Raw genomic sequence first — 15,480 nt, 5'->3', positions numbered from 1 at the left:
CATGTTTGCTCCAGATTAAATACACATGGTCAGAGTGGAATTTTCGGTCGAACTGTAAGCCGCACGACAGCATAGTCGTGGCGCGAGTTAATAAAATGCAGGGCGTTGGCCCGCGTCGGCATATCGTGTCGATGGGTCTCGCTTGACGAGACGCAGCATGGGTCGTTTCGCCTTCTGGCGAGTATCTGGAACGCCCTGTGAAAGTCCCCATCCTCATGTACCACAACGTCGCCCGCGCACCGAAAGACGCCGCGGTCTACCGCAGTCTCTATGTGTCTCCGGGCGCTTTCGCCAGGCAGATGGGGTTGCTGCGCGTATTGGGGTACCGAGGCGTGTCGATGTCCGACGCGATGCCTTACCTGCGAGGCGAGAAGCAGGGGCGCGTGGCGGTGATCACGCTGGACGATGGCTATGTCGACAATGTCGAGTCGGCGCTGGCTGCATTGCGTCGCTATGGATTCACCGCGACCTGCTACGTCGTCAGCGGACGCATCGGCCAATACAACGTCTGGGACGCCGACAAGCTCGGCGTGCGCAAGCCGCTGATGTCGGTGGAGCAACTGCGCTCCTGGCACGACGCGGGCATGGAAGTGGGCGCGCACACGCGCACGCACGTTCGCCTGAGCCAGTGCGACGATCAGCAGCAGCAGGATGAGATCCAGGGCAGCAAGGAGGAACTGGAAGATCGTCTCGGCGTGCCGGTCACCCAGTTCTGCTATCCGTACGGTGATCACGATGCACGCGCTGTCGAAGTGGCGCGCAAGGCGGGCTACGCGGCCGCCACCACGACCCAACGCGGACGCGCGCAGACCGGGCCGGACATCAACCTGTGGCGCCTGCCACGCATCCAGGTGGCGCGGCACCACGTGTTGCCACAGGTGGCGGCCAAGCTCCTCACCGGCTACGAAGACCAACGCTCATGAAACTGCTGTTCGTCGGCACCAATCCCGAAAACACCGGGGCAGCGACCCATTTCGTCGCCCTGGCCAAGGCGATGGCGGAAGCGGGCCATCAGGTCTCCGGCATTGTTCCCCGCAAGGGCCTGATCGGCGAGGGCTTTGAAGCGGCGGGGTTGCCCGTTCGCTACAGCATCTTCCGCAACGCGTTCGACGTGCGGGGATACGCCGCGGTGCTGGGAGAGATCAGCCGGCAGTCGCCGGACTGGCTGGTCGGCAATTTCGGCAAGGAATACTGGCCGCTCATCGCCTGCGGCCGCCTCACGAATACGCCGGTGGCGTTGTTCCGGCATCGCAATCCACGCATGAGCAAGTTGTCCGAATATGGCGTGCCGCGCCTGGCGCAGCGTTTCATCGCCGTTTCCGAGTACGCGCGGGGCGCTTATCTGCGCTGGGGCGTGCCCTCCGAGCACGTGTGGATCTCCTACAACCCGGTCGATACGGTGCAGTACCAGCCTGATCCGCAGCGGCGCGCGCAAGTGCGACGCGAGTTCGGCATTGGCGAGGATGACATCGTGCTCGGTTACGTCGGTCGCATGCACGGTGGCAAGGGAGTCTTCCAACTGATGCAGGCCGCGAACCAGGCCATGGCTCGCGAGCCTCGGCTGCACGTGCTTTGGGTCGGCGACGGGCACGAGGAGGGACGGTTGCACGAAATCGCCGCACGCAGCGGTTTCGAGGATCGTCATCACTTCACCGGTTGGGTCGCCGACACCTCACGTTTCCACCCGGCGTTTACTTTCCTTGCCTTTCCCTCGATCGAGCCGGAAACCTTCGGGCGCGTGTCCATCGAGGCGGCGGCCTGTGGCGTGCCGGTGCTGGGCAGCGACATTGGCGGTGTGCCGGAAACCATGCTGGACGGCGTGACTGGTTTCCTCATCGAGCCCGGCAACGTCCCGGCGTGGCGCGACCGCATCCTCGACATGTGCGATGAGCCACGTTGCCGTGCGATGGGCTTGGCGGCGCGCTCCTATGTCATCGAGAATTTCGGCAACGCGGCGGTGGCCAAGGACTTCGAACGCCTGCTGCGCTTTGGGGCCATCCCGGTGCACCATTTGGGCCACGCCGCAACCTGACAAGCACGGCGCCCTCAGTGCATGCGGCGTCATGAGACATCGCCCTCCGCGCCTGTGACGTTGGCGGGAGTCTGGCCTGAAGGAAGCCAGGGTTACGCGAGTCGCCTGCGATGGTCGTGTGCGGTTGCTTCAGTGATCGAAAATGGCGATCGGCTTCGCAGCATGCGTGGCTGCCCGTCGCGCCACCATCCCTACGAAGACGTGCTTCCCGGCGCGCGCGCCGGTGCAAGGCAATAAACCAGGAAGCCGCCGAATACGGTGAGCCCCACACCGGTGAGCCTCATGATGCCGTCACCCGCTTGCGTCCACTGGACGATCAGCGCTCGTGCATGGTCCATCGCCAGGAACGCCGTCAGCGCCGTGACCACGCCCAAGGCCGCGATCAGGATGCCGATGGTACGGACCGTCCTTGGCATGCGCGAGCGCGACGCCACCTCGATCAACAGCAGGCCGAAGCCAAGCCGGATGGCAGCGAGCACCAGGAAGGCGCCGGATTCAATGCTCAGCCGGGCGATGGGCAGCAACAAGGGCGGTGACAGCACGCCGACCAGGCCTACCGTTAGCATGCACAAGGCAAACACGAAGGCGATCGTTTTCATGACCAGGACCCCGGGTTGATGATCTGCCGTGCAACATGCTCTCGCGGCTGCGATCTTGCGCCTGCCCAGTCGCCATGTCATCCGCGGTGATTGCCGTGGCGACTGACGGGTCGCAGGCAGGCCGATGCTGTCCCCACGGGGGCGGTTCCATTTTCATGGCGACCCGATCGGCTTGCCGCTGCGGCACGACAGGCAAATGCAAACGTGGACAGGTCCTCGCGACCAGGGCGCTCGCCATCAGAGTGAAGTGAACTTTCCCCCGGCGCGGTGTCTGTTTTCAGATAACGCAGTCTTACCCACGTCCCTTCCGAGGTGCTCCATGTCTGGAAAAACGGCATCGTGTTACTGCGGGCAGTTGCGCATTGAAGTCCAGGGCGAGCCTTTGGGGATTGGGATCTGCCATTGCCTGGCTTGCCAGCAACGCACCGGCAGCGTGTTTGCGGCGCTCGCGTCCTTCTCCGCGCCCTACGCCGTGGTGGGGACGGCGACCGAGTTCGTTCGCACGGGCGACCACGGGTCGCAGTTTCGCTTCCGCTTCTGTCCCGTGTGCGGCAGCACGGTCTTCCACACGGAGGAGGGAGAGGACTCGAGGGTTTCGGTGGCGGTCGGGGCTTTCGCGGACCCGACGTTCCCTCCGCCACGGGTCTCCGTCTATGAACACCGCCGGCACGCATGGGTGAACTTGCCGGCCGCCATGGCGCGCTACGATACAGATCCGGCCTAGCGGCCCGCGGGTCGCCAGGTTCCGGTATGCACGCTTGATGTCGATGGGGGCCAACCGGGAGCGCAGCCATGGGTGTCACGGTCACGGGCATCAATCTTGATGCCGAGCCGAGTGGAACGGGATGTGTCGAATGTCTGCGTAGCGGCGAGTGGTGGTTTCACTTGCGCCGATGCGCGCAATGCGGGCATATCGGTTGTTGCGACAGTTCGCCGAACCAGCACGCAAGCAAGCACTTCCATGCCACCGGGCATCCGGTGATCAGCAATTTCGAGCCTGACGAACCCTGGTTCTACGACTACCGGACCGGCGCGTTCTTTGACGGGCCGTCGTTGCGCCCACCGCAATGCCACCCGTTGGATCAGCCGGCACCGGGTCCAGAGGGCAGGGTCCCTCGACGTTGGCAGACGCTACTGCATGAATAGAACAACGCCGCCACGTTGAAGGCACATGTGGTCGGCGTAAGCTGGATGGGCGCAACGGTCAACACAAGGTGATCGTCGCTGGGGATGGCCGCCCATGTCTTAGGCCGACGGAGGTCCGGTCCATGCGTCTTCGATGTGTCGCCGGCTTGCTTGGGTGCCTGCTCTGGTCGGCGTATGCGGCAAGCCCGGCCGTGGCCCAGGTCGGCCATCCAACCGTAAGACTGATGGTGGATGGCAAACCCTCCGATGTATTCGATCAGGCGGCGCTGGCATCCATGCCACAGGCCTCGGTCACCGCCGCCGCGGCGGGTGAGCAGGCGGGCACATGGCAAGGCGTGGCATTGGAAGACATTGTGCGTCGCGCCTGCGTGGCCTCCGGCGATGCGCTGGCGGGTCGTGCGCTGGCGCGACTGGTTCGGGTCACTGCCGCGAATGGCGACCAGGTGGTATTCAGCGCGGCCGAACTCGACCCTGATTTCGGCAACCTCCAGGTGATCCTGGCCGACAGGAGGGACGGCAAGCCGCTCGCCGAGGATGTCTCGTTCCGGCTTATCGTGCCCAAGGACAAGCGCGCCGACCGCTGGCTCCGCCATGTCACCACCATTGAGGTCATGGACGCTTCGGGCTCCTGATCGATTTCAAGATGAGCCGTATGGAAGTCCAAACGGTGACCACGGCCGGATCCGGCAGATGATCAGGTCTGACGGCGCAGCGCCGGATGCGTCTCCGGCATCGTCACCAGCACCGGCAACACGGCGATGGCGATCACTGCGATCATCGCGCCTGGCGCTGCCGGCCATCCCGTCAGCCTGATCAGCAGCTCGGCCAGGAATGGCGTCGCGCCGCCAAACACGGCAGTGGCCATGGTCGCGCCCAGGGCCAGCCCGCTCAGGCGCCCTTCGCCGGGGAACTGCTCGGCGGTGGCCGGCGCCCCCACGGCGCTGACACCGCCCGCGACGCAAGCCAGCACAATGGCCGCGAGCATGATCTGCACATGAGAGCCGCGCGCCATCAGCCCGAACATCGCCAGGGGCAGGATCGTGCATGCCAGCGCGAGGACGGCGAGCACCGGCTTGCGGCCCACGCGATCGGACAAGCTACCGGCCAGGGGAGTCACCACGATCACCGCCGCCGCCGCCACGGTCGACAGCCCGAGCGCATTCCTCTCGCCCAGTGTTCCCGTGGAATGCAGAAAGGCCGGGACGTAGGTGATGCCGACGTAGTAGGTAATCGAACCCAGTGCGGAAATGGCGAAAGTTCGCCATAGCGCACGCCGGTGGTGGGCGAGCGCGTGCCGCAGCGGCGCCACCGGCACCGTTCCATTGCTCTTCTGTCGTTCAAAGTCCGGCGATTCCTGCATGGTTGAGCGCGCGACCCAGATGCCGGCGGCCAGCGCCGCACCGATGAAGAACGGTATGCGCCAGCCCCACGCATCCAGGCTGCTCGTGCTCATCAGGCTCACGGTAAGAGCCGACACCGCCACCGCCAGAAGCGCGCCGATTTCGCTGGCGGCTGACGCGAACGACGTGACCAGGCCACGACGATGGTCGTGTGCGCCTTCCAGCAGGTATGCCACCACGCTGGTGTACTCGCCCCCCACGGAAAAGGTCATCAGGCAGCGAAGCGCCAGCAGCAGCACGCCCGCCGAAGGCCCGATGCGCGCGTAGGCGGGCAACATCGCGGTGACCAGCATGGCCAGCGTCATGAAACCCATGGACAGCAGCATCGTATGACGCCGCCCGAGCCGGTCACCGATGTGCCCGAACACGATGGCGCCCAGTGGCCGCATGCCATAGGAGATGGCGAATCCGGCAAGCGCGGCGAGCAATGACCTCTCGCCACCGCCAAAGAAGACGCGGGACAGCACGGTGGCGAAGTACAGGTACAGCGTGAAGTCATACCATTCGGCGATGGTGGACAACGCCGCGATGGTCATCGAGGTGCGCGAAAGTCTGGGTTGGTCCAGCCGCCTGGCTGCTGCCATCGATGCTCCCCAGCGAGAGTCGGTGCAAGTCACCCCTCGCAGTTATAGCGGGTGATCGTGGTCAGTGCGATAGCTGGTGCGCCGATCGGAGGCTGCGGACGACATGACGACCGGCGCAGGTGAGCAGATGGCGCGCTGAAAGTGGGGCGCAGGCGAGGTGCTCGCTTTGATGATTTGAGGGAGATATCTCCATTGAAGCGAGTGGATGCGATGCATGGGGATGCCCTTCGTGACCACGAGAGGGCATCCCCATGTTCAAATCAGCGAGGCGGATGTTCGCGGCATCGTGACATTCGAGGCGAGCTGGTGTTCGTCGCTCAGTGGCCCTTGCCGTTGGTCTTGGTGAGTCCCTTGCCGTGGGATTTGTCGCGGGCGACATCGCGCACGGACGGGCCCACCTTCGTATCGTTGGTACGGGCGGTTGCCGCCGCATGAGACACGGCATCGCCATGCACGTCATTGTTCATATGCATGCTTGGCGCTGCGCCTCCGCCGTGACCGTGCGCCTGAGGCGCAGCCATGAGCGGCATGGCGAAGAGTGACGCAGCGAGTGCGAGAGGAATGAGCTGGCGCATGGCGGTACTCCCGGAGAATGACTGAGGCCGGCGCGGTGGATGCGGCGACGGCCGAGTCACCATCGCACAACCAGTGGCCTGCACGATGAACGAACGTATACGGCGCGATGCAGCAAAATTCTCGTTCAGTCTTGGTTTTTTGGCGTCAGTTACACGTCAGAAAAAGACGCTGCTTTTGCGATGCGCCTCACGAAATGGACGTCTGAATAAACAGTCACTGAAAGCAGACGCATCGTTTGCTTAACCGATGTCGAAATCATCTTTTCTTGCAGCTCCGGTTTCGACAGGATCTTTCACCGAGGCCATGGCGGGGTCGAATTACCCGGCCCGCGGCAGATGCGGAGTTCATCTGATGACCATGCTTGGGCGCCTCGGAAGGAAAGTACGTGCACATCATCCTTGCCCGGGGCCACTCATGAAAAGACATCTTCTCGCAATCTCGCTGCTTGCTGCCGTTGCCGGCATCGCCGTTGGCGCCGCCGATGCGTGGGCCGCCGACACATCACCATCGAGCACGGATGGCGCCGAGGGTAGCAAGCTGGCCAATGCGTACGCCACGTTCGCCGGCTCCTCCGCCAACGCGCAGGCGTTGGTGGATGGGCTGCATAACGGGACGGCGATCGTGCTGGTGACGCCTGCCACCGCCACGACACCTGCGGTGCAGACAACTTTGACGCCCTACACGGGCAAGATGGGCTATGGCAATGTGAACCTCGCGCTGGCCCTCGCCGAAGCCGATCTTGCCAAGGCTGGCATCACTCAACCCACCACTGCACAAATTGCGGCTGCGCTGAATGGCGGCGCGGTGACGACTTCGAGCGGTTCCGTGCAAATGCCTGGCGTGCTCGCCTTGCGCGCAAAGGGGGACGGCTGGGGCAGCGTCGCGAAGGCGCTGGGCCTGAAACTCGGCGCCGTCGAGCACGAGGCGCATGCGCGTGGCCCACTGCCGGACCACAAGGACATCGACCACGACGACAAGGTCGCGAAGACCGACAAGGTCGACAAGAACGACAAGGCTGATAAAGCCGATAAAGCCGACAAGTCCGAGAGCGTGGCCGACGCCCAGCACGTCGACAAGCCGGATCACCCGGACAAGGTCGATCGCCCCGACAAACCCGAGCGGCCGGACAAGCCCGAACGCGCCGGTCGCTGACACCTGCTCAGGTGTCACTTATCAGGAGGCCCCTGCGGCCTCCTGCTTTTTGTCTGTACTAAGGAAGACTTGATGAACACCAAGAATGCGGGCGCGCTGTGCGCGCTGGGTATGCTCGGCCTGCTGGCGCAGTCGGCTCATGCGGATGAAGCCTCCACCGTCAAGGTTGGCGCCGGCATCGACTACACCTCAGGCAAGTACGGCACGTCGACCACGACGGATATCACCCAGGTACCGCTGACGCTGGGTTATGAAACGGGCGACTGGACGTTCAAGCTCGACGTGCCTTACATCCACGTGACGGGCGCTGACAATGTGATCCCAGGCGTGGGTCCAGTGACCAACACCAATCCGAAGAAGCGTGGCCACGGCAAGAACAGCTCGGCCGCAGTGACACCGCCCCGGACACCGACCACCGGGTCCGCCTCGGGCCTTGGCGACATTACTGCGGCGGCGACCTACGAGGTCTACCACAACCAGGCCGCCAACTTCGGCATCGATCTGACCGGCAAGGTCAAGTTCGGTACGGCGAATGCGGATGAAGGCCTGGGTACGGGCCAGAACGACTACAGTTTCAATGTCGATCTCTACAAGGGATTCGGCGCGTGGACCGCGTTTGGCGGCGTCGGTTACACCTGGCTTGGCAGCTCCCAATACATCCGCCTCAACGATGTCTGGACGGCGAACGCCGGCGCCAGCTACAAGCTGGATGCCCACAACAGTTTCGGCGCCTATTACGATTATCGCGAGAGGGCCTCGAGCACCAGCTTCGCGCGCAACGAATTGACGGGTTACTACTCCCACAAGTTCACCAGCGCCTGGAAGGCGCAGGCGTATGTCACCAAGGGCTTTACCGACGGTAGCCCGGACTGGGGCATTGGCGCCACGGTGGTGTACGCGTTCTGAGCGCCGTGTGTGCAGGTGGCGTGTAGTGCCGCCTGCACGCGCCTTCGTTAAGCCCATGGTGTCGCCGTGGGCTCACTGGCCAATGGCAACTTCCGCGCAATGCATGGCGCGAGAATGCGTGGCCTCCGCAGGGCACATTTCGCATCCATGGTGCACGCGTCACTTTGCGTTCCAGTCTAAAAAAAGCGGGCTGCACTAAGTAGAACTACGCTGGAATGCATCTCCCGCAAGAGGCAGCCTCTACGCAGTCAAGCCGATGGCCGGCGTCCGCCGGGGTGGTCATCCGTGCACCGGATGGCATCCCCGCACAGCGGGCCGTGACGGCAATTCAGCCAATCAGCGAACACCAGCCTCGGCGGGAGGTTCACGTGAATCGTGTGATCGACAAGATCAAGCATGAATTCCTCGAGATGCTGCCGCCCACGATCTTCTTCTTCGTGATCCTGCACATCATCGCCTTGATTCGCGCGTTGATGGTGCGCGGCACCGGCGTAGCGTTGCCCACGACGGCGTCGGTCACCATTGCCGCATTGATCCTCGGCAAGTCCGTGCTGATCGCCAACATGCTGCCTTTCATCAACCGGTTCCCGGAAAAACCGCTGATCTGGAATGCGGGCTGGAAAACCGTCGTCTACAGCGCGGTGGCCCTGTTGATCCACTACGCGGAGCGGCTGTACGAGTTCTGGAAGGACGCCCCGAGCCTCGCTGCCGCCAACCATGCGTTGCTGACTCAAATGGTGTGGCCGCGATTTTGGGCCATCCAGATCCTGCTGCTGACGCTGATCGGCAACTACTGCGTGTTCGCCGAGCTGGCGCGCCTCATCGGCCGTGAACGGCTCAGGGCGATATTCATCGGGCCCTTGCCCGCGGATATGGCGAGCCGTCTGGCCGAAAATGCGGCACGCCGCGCGGAATTCCACTGACAGGCGGTTCGTGGCGCATGGCCATGAGTGTTGCGGCATGCATTGCGCGTGGCGGAAAGATTCGCTGTGCATCGTTCATGCTGTCGTCGTACGTCCAGATATCGCCTTTGCGGTCGGTTCGAGCCCACGGCGAAGTAGTGGCGCCAGGCAAGGCGAGGGTCAGCACCTGAATCGGGTGCGCTCGCAAATGGGCGTTGCCGTGACATCGAACATCGTGTCAGAACCTGAGCCGGGCAAGTGTACCCAGGCCGGGTCAAAGACACCTCAGCTTGCGTCCGCGACCACTTGCGTCGACCTTGCGAATGCTCACGCGGGGTCCTCAAACGGCTCGATCGCTTGCGCCGGAAAATTGAGGCTCGGCATACTGCCGAGGCCACGACCGCAAGCGTGCGGTCGAAGGCAACCATCTACAGGGGACAAATGGCATGGAATGGTATCTGTCGGTACTGAAGCAGTACGCCGAGTTCGGTGGTCGCGCCCGGCGCAAGGAGTATTGGATGTTCACCTTGATCAACTGCCTCATCATCATGGGCCTCACGATCGTGGCGACGGTGATCAGCCCGTCCGGAAAGGGCAGTGTCCTGGTCAGCCTTTACCAGTTGGCGCTGTTCATCCCCAGTCTCGCCGTGGGTGTGCGCCGCATGCATGACACCGACCACAGCGGCTGGTGGATCATTTGCCCCATCGTCAACCTGGTATTTGCCTGCATGGAAGGCACGCAAGGCGACAACCGGTTTGGCTATGATCCCAAGCTGGTCGCCGAGCCGGCTTGAAGTCGGTATCGGCGCGCGCGGTCTATTGAAGGCATCGCCGGCTTCTGCCGGCGATGTTTTTTTTTGAGGGGATTTCAACCGCTTGTGTAACCGGGCCTGAAGGCTCAGGTCAAGGCGCCGAATGTGGCGCGCCACCGACGTTGGAAGCGATGATGCCGAGGCCCTTCCAGAAATCGGACGGATAGGACAACGCGGGTTTTCCAACCCAGCCGCGCGAGATGTCCAGCTGGTATCCCTCGCCAAGCCGCTTGTAATGGACCGAGTTCAGGGCGATCGCATCCCAGACGCCAGTGAACGTGAGGTCGTCCAGTGTATCCGGATAGCTGCCATGCCTGATCTTGTACAACTCGATCAGCGCGATGGCCGTCTTGAAGTGCTGATCGCCGAACTTGGCATCGGCCTGCTCCTGGAATGCACAAGCGCTCGAGAACATCAGCAAGAGAAGCACGCATAGCCATCGTGTCTTCCTGGACATCAGCATGCAGCTACTCCGGTCTGCTTATGTGCGGCCTTGAACGTCACGGATGCCCCGTCACTGCAGGCGAGGCGACGACCTTCACGAACTTCAACGTCATGCGATCGGATTCGCCGATGGTTTTCATCTTCGCGTGCTCGTCCTCCGGGCCAGACAGGTCGGGGGGCAAGCGATGGACGTTGATGTCTTCCGGGTCATTCGGGTTGGCGTTGATCTCGGACACGTCGCCAAGCTGGAAGCCGGCCTTCATGGCCTGGGAGATCATGTAGTCCTCGGAGATGCGGTGCAACGCGCCGGCGGTGACGCGCGCATCGGAGAACGGCTTGGCCCGATGCTCCTCGATGCCGAGTACGCCACCGGGCTTGAGCACGTCGTACGACGCCTTGAACACCGCGTCGAGTGTTTCCGGACTGTGGATCAGCCAGTCATGGGTGTTGCGGAACGTCAGCACCATGTCTGCGGAGTTCGGTGGTCCGAGATTGACCTGATCCGGCGGCGCGAAAGGAATGACCTTGACGATGTGCCCGAACACCTCCGGATTGGCTTTCAGCTTGGCGGTGAATTTTTCCGCCTTGGGCGACGACGCTTCGATCAGCTGCCCGTGCGCGGCCAGATAGGGCGCAAGAATCTCGGTGTACCAGCCGCCGCCGGGCGAAAGCTCGATCACCGTCATGCCTGGCTGGATGCCGAAGAATTGCAGTGTTTCCACGGGGTGCCGGTAGACGTCACGCGCCTTGTTGGCGTCCGAGCGCCAGCTGCCGGCGACGGCGTCCTGCAAGGAGATTTCCTTCGCGGGTGGGGGTGTGGTGTTGGCGGCCTGGGCGACGGCGGCGCATAGCAGCAGAGCGGGGAGCAGGAACAGCGGCTTGCAGGTGCGGTGGAACATGGTTCAACCCTCCTGGCGGCGATCCCACAAGGGTACGCCCAAATCACGCCGCGTGAGCCGGTAGGAGGGATTCGGCGCAGGACGTTTCATCGCCTCCATGTCACACGTCCCGTGGAATGCTCGCGGCGCGTGACCTTTGCGGCGGCCTGGTCGGCCGTCATTCCGGCTGGGCCGGGCTCCAGCGCCTGCGGCATGCCGAAGGCACGGGATGCCGGCCTCGGCGGCCTGCGCGCGCCGGAACTGGGCGCCATCCCTGACTCGGGAGATCCCCATGCGGTTCATTCCCTACCTCAACTTCAACGGCGACTGCCAACAGGCGTTCGACTTCTACGCCAAGGCCTTCAACGGCAGGGTCACCATGCGCATGACCTATGGCGAGTCACCGATGGCCAAGGACATGCCGCCGGATACGCATGGCCGCGTGATGCATTCGCAGCTGGAATCGGCCAACGGCATCTTGGTGGGCGCCGATGGCCCGCCGCAGTCGGACACCGAGGGCGGCGTGGTGAATATCGATGTCAAGACGCCGGCCGAGGCGGAGCGCGTGTTCAATGCGCTTGCCGATGGCGGCAGCGTGCAGATGCCGATCGGCGAAACCTTCTGGGCCCATCGCTTCGGGCTGCTCACCGACCGCTTCGGCAAGGGCTGGATGGTCAACTGCCTGAAGTCGATGGACTGAGTGGGCGCGAGGGCCGCGCAGGGCGACCCGCGCAACGCGCGCGTTCGTGGCGCTCAGTTGGTGTAGTCGAGCCGTGGATACCAGTCCGCGCCGCGTCCCTCCGGCACACAATCCAGCACGGTCCACAACGGCATCAGGTCGGGAGCGCCGCGCGGGTCCTGGCCCGGATCCGACGTGGCGCCGCCCATCTCGCCGGCCCAGAACAGGCGGATGACGCCGTTTTGTCGGTGGAAGACGTTGAAGGCCGGTTCGTCGCCGCCGTTGTCGCCGATGGCGCGATAGTCGCGGCTGAAATCGCCGTTCACGTCCGAATACAGCTTGAGGTGACGCCAACCGCGCTCATGCTTGAACGCCAGCAGCCGCTCAATCGGCGAGCGGGCGATGACGGCCAGCGCCACGCGCTGCTCGATGTCCTGCGCTTCGCCGTCCCACGAGCTGAGCAGGGAGGTGCACATGGGGCAGGGGCGTTCGCGCTGCGGGCCGAACATGTAGCTGTAGGTCACCAGGGTCTGCTTGTCGCCAAACAGGCCGGCCAGATCCATCGGGCCGTGCTCGCCCATGAAGCGGTAGTCGCCGCTCACCTCGGGACCCGGGGGTAGGGCGCGGCGCTGTTCGGCCACGCGCTCGATATGCCGGCGCAGTTCGATCTCCTCGGCCAGCAGAGCGTCGCGAGCGTGGCGGTAGGCGTCGCTTTCATGGGGAAAACGCACGCCGTTGCGACGCACGAGTTCGGCGGCGGGTACGAATGGCTGGGCTGTCATGGTCGATCACCTCCGTGGTGGCGCTCCTGTCGATCATGGAGCGGGCGCGTTGAAGACGTCGTCATCGAGGACGACGAATCGACACACGGGAAATCGACAAGGGGGAGGGTCAGGCGGCCAGCTGGTTGGCGTAGTCCAGCGTGAGCGCCGCGTTGACCGAGGCGGCCAACTGCTGGGCAAGGTCGGCGTAGCTGTCCGCGCGCGGCACGCGCACGCGCTTGGGCGCCGCGGCCAGCAGGTCGAACTGGCGTTGCGAGGCCGCGTCGGCCAGGCAAATGAACAGGCAGGCGCGGGGCGAATCGAGGAACACGCGCATGTCCACGCTCACCGTCGCGTCCAGCTCGGCGGACCGCTCGGGCCTCACCATGATGGACAACGAGCGGTTGCCCTTGCGGCGCAGCTGGCGCAGGCAGTCCTCCAGGTCGACCACCAGCTCGTGGCCCTCGGGGACATTCAGCTCGCGCAGCAGGATCGGCTCCATCTGCGCCACCACCTTGCGGACCTCGTTCTCGATGCGCCCCAGGAATCCCACGCGCAGGTCGTGCCGCGTGTAGTGCAGCGGCATGGTGGATACCTGGATGTCGTTCTTCCTGACCAGGGTGGAGTGGTTGATGCGCGAAAAGCTCAGCCCCGCCGCCTCGTAGCTCTGCTGGGCATTGGCCCCGCTGATGCCCGCGAAAGCAGCCCAGGCGGCTTTGAGATAGGCGATGTTCGGCGGCGATTGCAGCATGTCGATTCCACGAGGCGGCAAGACCCGTCGTCGTTCATGAATGTGACGGCGGCGCGCCCGATTTGGGCACTATGGGCTTATCGGCGGCAGCGTCTCAAACTTCAGTGCTCCGATGCGGCAAGCTCGAAAGCAGCCCCGCCGGAGGGTCACGTCGCGGACACCCTCGCGTGATGGAATCGTGCCGGCCCCCACCGAGGACTGGCACCGATGAGCAAGGCGCACGCCAATTCACTCGCGGCGATCAACCATATCGCCGTGCTGATGCTGGAGAACCGCTCGTTCGATCACATGCTCGGCTTCCTGTATGCCGACAGCGGCAATCTCTCGCCTACCGGGCAACCCTTTGAAGGACTCACCGGCAAGGAATCGAACCCGGGCGTCGCAGGCGCGCCACCTGTCACGGTGAGCCGGATCGCCTCGGGCGCCGCCAGCACCTATTTCCTGCCCGGCGCCGATCCCGGCGAAGGCTATGCGGCGACCAACGCCCAGCTGTTCGGCAGCAGCACCGCGCCGACGCCGCCCGTGGCGACCAATCAGGGTTTCGTGAGCAATTTCGCCGACACGCTGGTGTGGGAGGCCAAGCAGAAGTGGTCGATCCTGCCGGGCACGGTCGCCGCGGACATCATGGCCATGCACACGCCCACCACGTTGCCGGTGCTGTCGGCGCTGGCGCGCGGATTTGCGGTGGTCGACCACTGGTACGGCTCGGCGCCCACCGAGACCTTGCCCAACCGCGCGTTCGTGCATGCGGCGACCTCGCAGGGACACATGGACGACGCGACCAAGTCGTACACCGCGGCCACCATCTATGGCGCGCTCGGCAAGGCCGGCGTGTCGTGGATGATCTACGGCTACGACGCCGATCCGCTCACGCGGATGAATTTTCCGGACCTGGTCAACGCGCCCGACAGCCAGTTCGGCCACTTCGCGGACTTTCAGGCCGCGGCGGCCAAGGGCACGCTGGCCTCCTACAGCTTTCTCGAACCGAGCTGGGGCTCCAGCGGCAACAGCCAGCATCCCAACTACGACGTGGCCCTGGGCGAGCAGCTGATCCACGACGTGTATGTCGCCTTGCGCAATGGGCCGGCGTGGAACCAGACGCTGCTGATCATCACCTACGACGAGCACGGTGGCTGCTACGACCACGTGCCGCCGCCGACGGGCGCGATCCCGCCGGACAGCTCGGCCGGAGAGTACGGCTTCGACTTCAGGCGCTTCGGGCCGCGCGTGCCGACCGTGCTGGTGTCGCCGCTGATTCCGGCAGGAGCCGTGCTGCGGGCGCCCGCCAGTGGCGCGCCGTTCGACCACACCTCGATCCTGCGCACGGTGGAGTTGCGCTGGAACCTGCCGCCGTTGAACGCGCGGGATGCCGCGGCGCCGGACGTGTCCGCGGCCTTGAGCCTGTCCAAGCCGCGCACCGACGATCCGCTTGCTGGCGTGGTGGTTCCTACCTCCAAGGGCGCCAATCCAGCCGCAGGGCAGCCATCCCATCTGCAGCAGGTCTACGCCGAACTGGTCTCGCGCCTTCCGGTCCCGGACCAGAAGGGCGGTACGCATCATGAGCTGCCTCCGCTCAGGACCGAGCAGGACCACACGCGCTACATCGCCGAACGGCTGGCCGCGTGGAAGGCGTCGCGCCGATAGCGCCAACATTCATCGCGGGGCGAAAGGATTTTCGAATCCTTTCCCCAAGGGCCTCCCGCGTGGTGATCCATGACCTCTGTCCTAGGCGGCGCCCGTCGGGCGCTTGCTATAACTGCCGTGTCAGGGATCCAGACCCCCGACCGTCGTTTCCGCGCCAGTGGGGACTGCGTGGTTGCGCGGCGGCGGATGTCGCTGGTTGTGCGCCCATGCGGGA

Annotated in this window: 18 protein-coding genes; 11 read left to right on the top strand and 7 right to left on the bottom strand. The window is 64.3% G+C overall.

The annotated features are described in order from the left end of the window. Window positions 1–215 precede the first annotated feature (215 nt). Both DVT68_RS03520 and DVT68_RS03515 read left to right on the top strand, forming a co-directional pair. Window positions 216–923 (top strand): polysaccharide deacetylase family protein, encoded by a 708-nt coding sequence (locus tag DVT68_RS03520; RefSeq protein WP_114823642.1) that lies wholly within the window; start codon window positions 216–218, stop codon window positions 921–923. Further along, window positions 920–2,032: a glycosyltransferase family 4 protein gene (locus DVT68_RS03515; protein WP_114823641.1), complete on the top strand. Its 1,113-nt coding sequence runs from the start codon at window positions 920–922 to the stop codon at window positions 2,030–2,032. The genes DVT68_RS03520 and DVT68_RS03515 overlap by 4 nt, the downstream gene beginning before the upstream one ends. Before the next feature lie 191 nt (window positions 2,033–2,223). On the opposite strand, the gene DVT68_RS03510 is transcribed toward DVT68_RS03515, so the two are convergent. Continuing rightward, window positions 2,224–2,631 carry a hypothetical protein gene (locus DVT68_RS03510; RefSeq protein WP_114823640.1) on the bottom strand — a complete coding sequence of 136 codons (408 nt, stop codon included), beginning with the start codon at window positions 2,629–2,631 and terminating at the stop codon, window positions 2,224–2,226. Between the two features lie 124 nt (window positions 2,632–2,755). Between DVT68_RS03510 and DVT68_RS03505 the strand changes: the two genes are divergently transcribed. From DVT68_RS03505 to DVT68_RS03495, 3 genes are all read left to right on the top strand, one after another. Further along, window positions 2,756–3,355, top strand: a complete 600-nt coding sequence (locus DVT68_RS03505; protein WP_325050403.1) for a GFA family protein — start codon at window positions 2,756–2,758, stop codon at window positions 3,353–3,355. A 68-nt stretch (window positions 3,356–3,423) separates the two neighbouring features. Further along, window positions 3,424–3,777, top strand: a complete 354-nt coding sequence (locus DVT68_RS03500) for a UBP-type zinc finger domain-containing protein (protein ID WP_114823638.1) — start codon at window positions 3,424–3,426, stop codon at window positions 3,775–3,777. A gap of 122 nt (window positions 3,778–3,899) precedes the next feature. After that, window positions 3,900–4,409, top strand: a complete 510-nt coding sequence (locus DVT68_RS03495) for a molybdopterin-binding protein (RefSeq protein ID WP_147281660.1) — start codon at window positions 3,900–3,902, stop codon at window positions 4,407–4,409. Between the two features lie 62 nt (window positions 4,410–4,471). On the opposite strand, the gene DVT68_RS03490 is transcribed toward DVT68_RS03495, so the two are convergent. Both DVT68_RS03490 and DVT68_RS20635 read right to left on the bottom strand, forming a co-directional pair. Next, the gene (locus tag DVT68_RS03490) at window positions 4,472–5,761 is read right to left on the bottom strand and encodes an MFS transporter (protein WP_114823636.1); all 1,290 of its coding nucleotides are present in this window, start codon (window positions 5,759–5,761) and stop codon (window positions 4,472–4,474) included. A 317-nt stretch (window positions 5,762–6,078) separates the two neighbouring features. Beyond that, complete coding sequence (locus tag DVT68_RS20635) at window positions 6,079–6,234, bottom strand: hypothetical protein (protein WP_233523327.1); 156 nt, start codon at window positions 6,232–6,234, stop codon at window positions 6,079–6,081. A gap of 517 nt (window positions 6,235–6,751) precedes the next feature. Here DVT68_RS20635 and DVT68_RS03480 point away from each other — a divergent pair. The 4 genes from DVT68_RS03480 (at window position 6,752) to DVT68_RS03465 (ending at window position 10,091) form a co-directional block, all read left to right on the top strand. Continuing rightward, window positions 6,752–7,489, top strand: coding sequence for a hypothetical protein (locus DVT68_RS03480; RefSeq protein WP_114823634.1), 738 nt, complete (start codon window positions 6,752–6,754; stop codon window positions 7,487–7,489). 72 nt (window positions 7,490–7,561) lie between these two features. Then, a complete protein-coding gene (locus DVT68_RS03475; RefSeq protein WP_114823633.1) occupies window positions 7,562–8,395 on the top strand; it encodes a transporter family protein in 834 nt (277 codons plus the stop codon). A 377-nt stretch (window positions 8,396–8,772) separates the two neighbouring features. Then, the gene (locus tag DVT68_RS03470; RefSeq protein WP_233523326.1) at window positions 8,773–9,318 is read left to right on the top strand and encodes a hypothetical protein; all 546 of its coding nucleotides are present in this window, start codon (window positions 8,773–8,775) and stop codon (window positions 9,316–9,318) included. 425 nt (window positions 9,319–9,743) lie between these two features. Next, window positions 9,744–10,091 carry a DUF805 domain-containing protein gene (locus DVT68_RS03465; protein WP_114823631.1) on the top strand — a complete coding sequence of 116 codons (348 nt, stop codon included), beginning with the start codon at window positions 9,744–9,746 and terminating at the stop codon, window positions 10,089–10,091. Between the two features lie 109 nt (window positions 10,092–10,200). Here the strand turns inward: DVT68_RS03465 and DVT68_RS03460 are convergent, their stop codons facing one another. After that, on the bottom strand, window positions 10,201–10,572 hold the full coding sequence (locus DVT68_RS03460; protein ID WP_233523325.1) for a hypothetical protein: 372 nt from the start codon (window positions 10,570–10,572) through the stop codon (window positions 10,201–10,203). 37 nt (window positions 10,573–10,609) lie between these two features. Further along, on the bottom strand, window positions 10,610–11,452 hold the full coding sequence (locus DVT68_RS03455) for a class I SAM-dependent methyltransferase (protein WP_114823630.1): 843 nt from the start codon (window positions 11,450–11,452) through the stop codon (window positions 10,610–10,612). Window positions 11,453–11,723: 271 nt separating this feature from the next. Here DVT68_RS03455 and DVT68_RS03450 point away from each other — a divergent pair, with 271 nt between their 5' ends. Beyond that, a complete protein-coding gene (locus DVT68_RS03450; protein ID WP_114823629.1) occupies window positions 11,724–12,131 on the top strand; it encodes a VOC family protein in 408 nt (135 codons plus the stop codon). Window positions 12,132–12,184: 53 nt separating this feature from the next. On the opposite strand, the gene DVT68_RS03445 is transcribed toward DVT68_RS03450, so the two are convergent. Further along, entirely contained in the window at window positions 12,185–12,892 is a 708-nt protein-coding gene (locus DVT68_RS03445) for a DUF899 family protein (protein WP_114823628.1), read from the bottom strand. A gap of 109 nt (window positions 12,893–13,001) precedes the next feature. Further along, window positions 13,002–13,622: a hypothetical protein gene (locus DVT68_RS03440; RefSeq protein WP_114823627.1), complete on the bottom strand. Its 621-nt coding sequence runs from the start codon at window positions 13,620–13,622 to the stop codon at window positions 13,002–13,004. 207 nt (window positions 13,623–13,829) lie between these two features. Between DVT68_RS03440 and DVT68_RS03435 the strand changes: the two genes are divergently transcribed. Further along, on the top strand, window positions 13,830–15,266 hold the full coding sequence (locus DVT68_RS03435; protein ID WP_114823626.1) for an alkaline phosphatase family protein: 1,437 nt from the start codon (window positions 13,830–13,832) through the stop codon (window positions 15,264–15,266). Window positions 15,267–15,480: the final 214 nt, after the last annotated feature.

The organism is Dyella solisilvae (genome assembly GCF_003351225.1).
GTDB classification, from domain to species: Bacteria; Pseudomonadota; Gammaproteobacteria; order Xanthomonadales; family Rhodanobacteraceae; genus Dyella; species Dyella solisilvae.
Note: the sequence above shows the minus strand (reverse complement) of the source record. Positions and strands in the feature narration are given on the sequence as shown.

Coding starts and splice junctions, on each gene's coding strand:
- DVT68_RS03520 (WP_114823642.1), top strand. CDS start 216: ATGTACCACAACGTCGCCCGCGCACCGAAAGACGCCGCGGTCTACCGC.
- DVT68_RS03515 (WP_114823641.1), top strand. CDS start 920: ATGAAACTGCTGTTCGTCGGCACCAATCCCGAAAACACCGGGGCAGCG.
- DVT68_RS03510 (WP_114823640.1), bottom strand. CDS start 2,631: ATGAAAACGATCGCCTTCGTGTTTGCCTTGTGCATGCTAACGGTAGGC.
- DVT68_RS03505 (WP_325050403.1), top strand. CDS start 2,756: ATGCTGTCCCCACGGGGGCGGTTCCATTTTCATGGCGACCCGATCGGC.
- DVT68_RS03500 (WP_114823638.1), top strand. CDS start 3,424: ATGGGTGTCACGGTCACGGGCATCAATCTTGATGCCGAGCCGAGTGGA.
- DVT68_RS03495 (WP_147281660.1), top strand. CDS start 3,900: ATGCGTCTTCGATGTGTCGCCGGCTTGCTTGGGTGCCTGCTCTGGTCG.
- DVT68_RS03490 (WP_114823636.1), bottom strand. CDS start 5,761: ATGGCAGCAGCCAGGCGGCTGGACCAACCCAGACTTTCGCGCACCTCG.
- DVT68_RS20635 (WP_233523327.1), bottom strand. CDS start 6,234: ATGCATATGAACAATGACGTGCATGGCGATGCCGTGTCTCATGCGGCG.
- DVT68_RS03480 (WP_114823634.1), top strand. CDS start 6,752: ATGAAAAGACATCTTCTCGCAATCTCGCTGCTTGCTGCCGTTGCCGGC.
- DVT68_RS03475 (WP_114823633.1), top strand. CDS start 7,562: ATGAACACCAAGAATGCGGGCGCGCTGTGCGCGCTGGGTATGCTCGGC.
- DVT68_RS03465 (WP_114823631.1), top strand. CDS start 9,744: ATGGAATGGTATCTGTCGGTACTGAAGCAGTACGCCGAGTTCGGTGGT.
- DVT68_RS03460 (WP_233523325.1), bottom strand. CDS start 10,572: ATGCTGATGTCCAGGAAGACACGATGGCTATGCGTGCTTCTCTTGCTG.
- DVT68_RS03455 (WP_114823630.1), bottom strand. CDS start 11,452: ATGTTCCACCGCACCTGCAAGCCGCTGTTCCTGCTCCCCGCTCTGCTG.
- DVT68_RS03450 (WP_114823629.1), top strand. CDS start 11,724: ATGCGGTTCATTCCCTACCTCAACTTCAACGGCGACTGCCAACAGGCG.
- DVT68_RS03445 (WP_114823628.1), bottom strand. CDS start 12,892: ATGACAGCCCAGCCATTCGTACCCGCCGCCGAACTCGTGCGTCGCAAC.
- DVT68_RS03440 (WP_114823627.1), bottom strand. CDS start 13,622: ATGCTGCAATCGCCGCCGAACATCGCCTATCTCAAAGCCGCCTGGGCT.
- DVT68_RS03435 (WP_114823626.1), top strand. CDS start 13,830: ATGAGCAAGGCGCACGCCAATTCACTCGCGGCGATCAACCATATCGCC.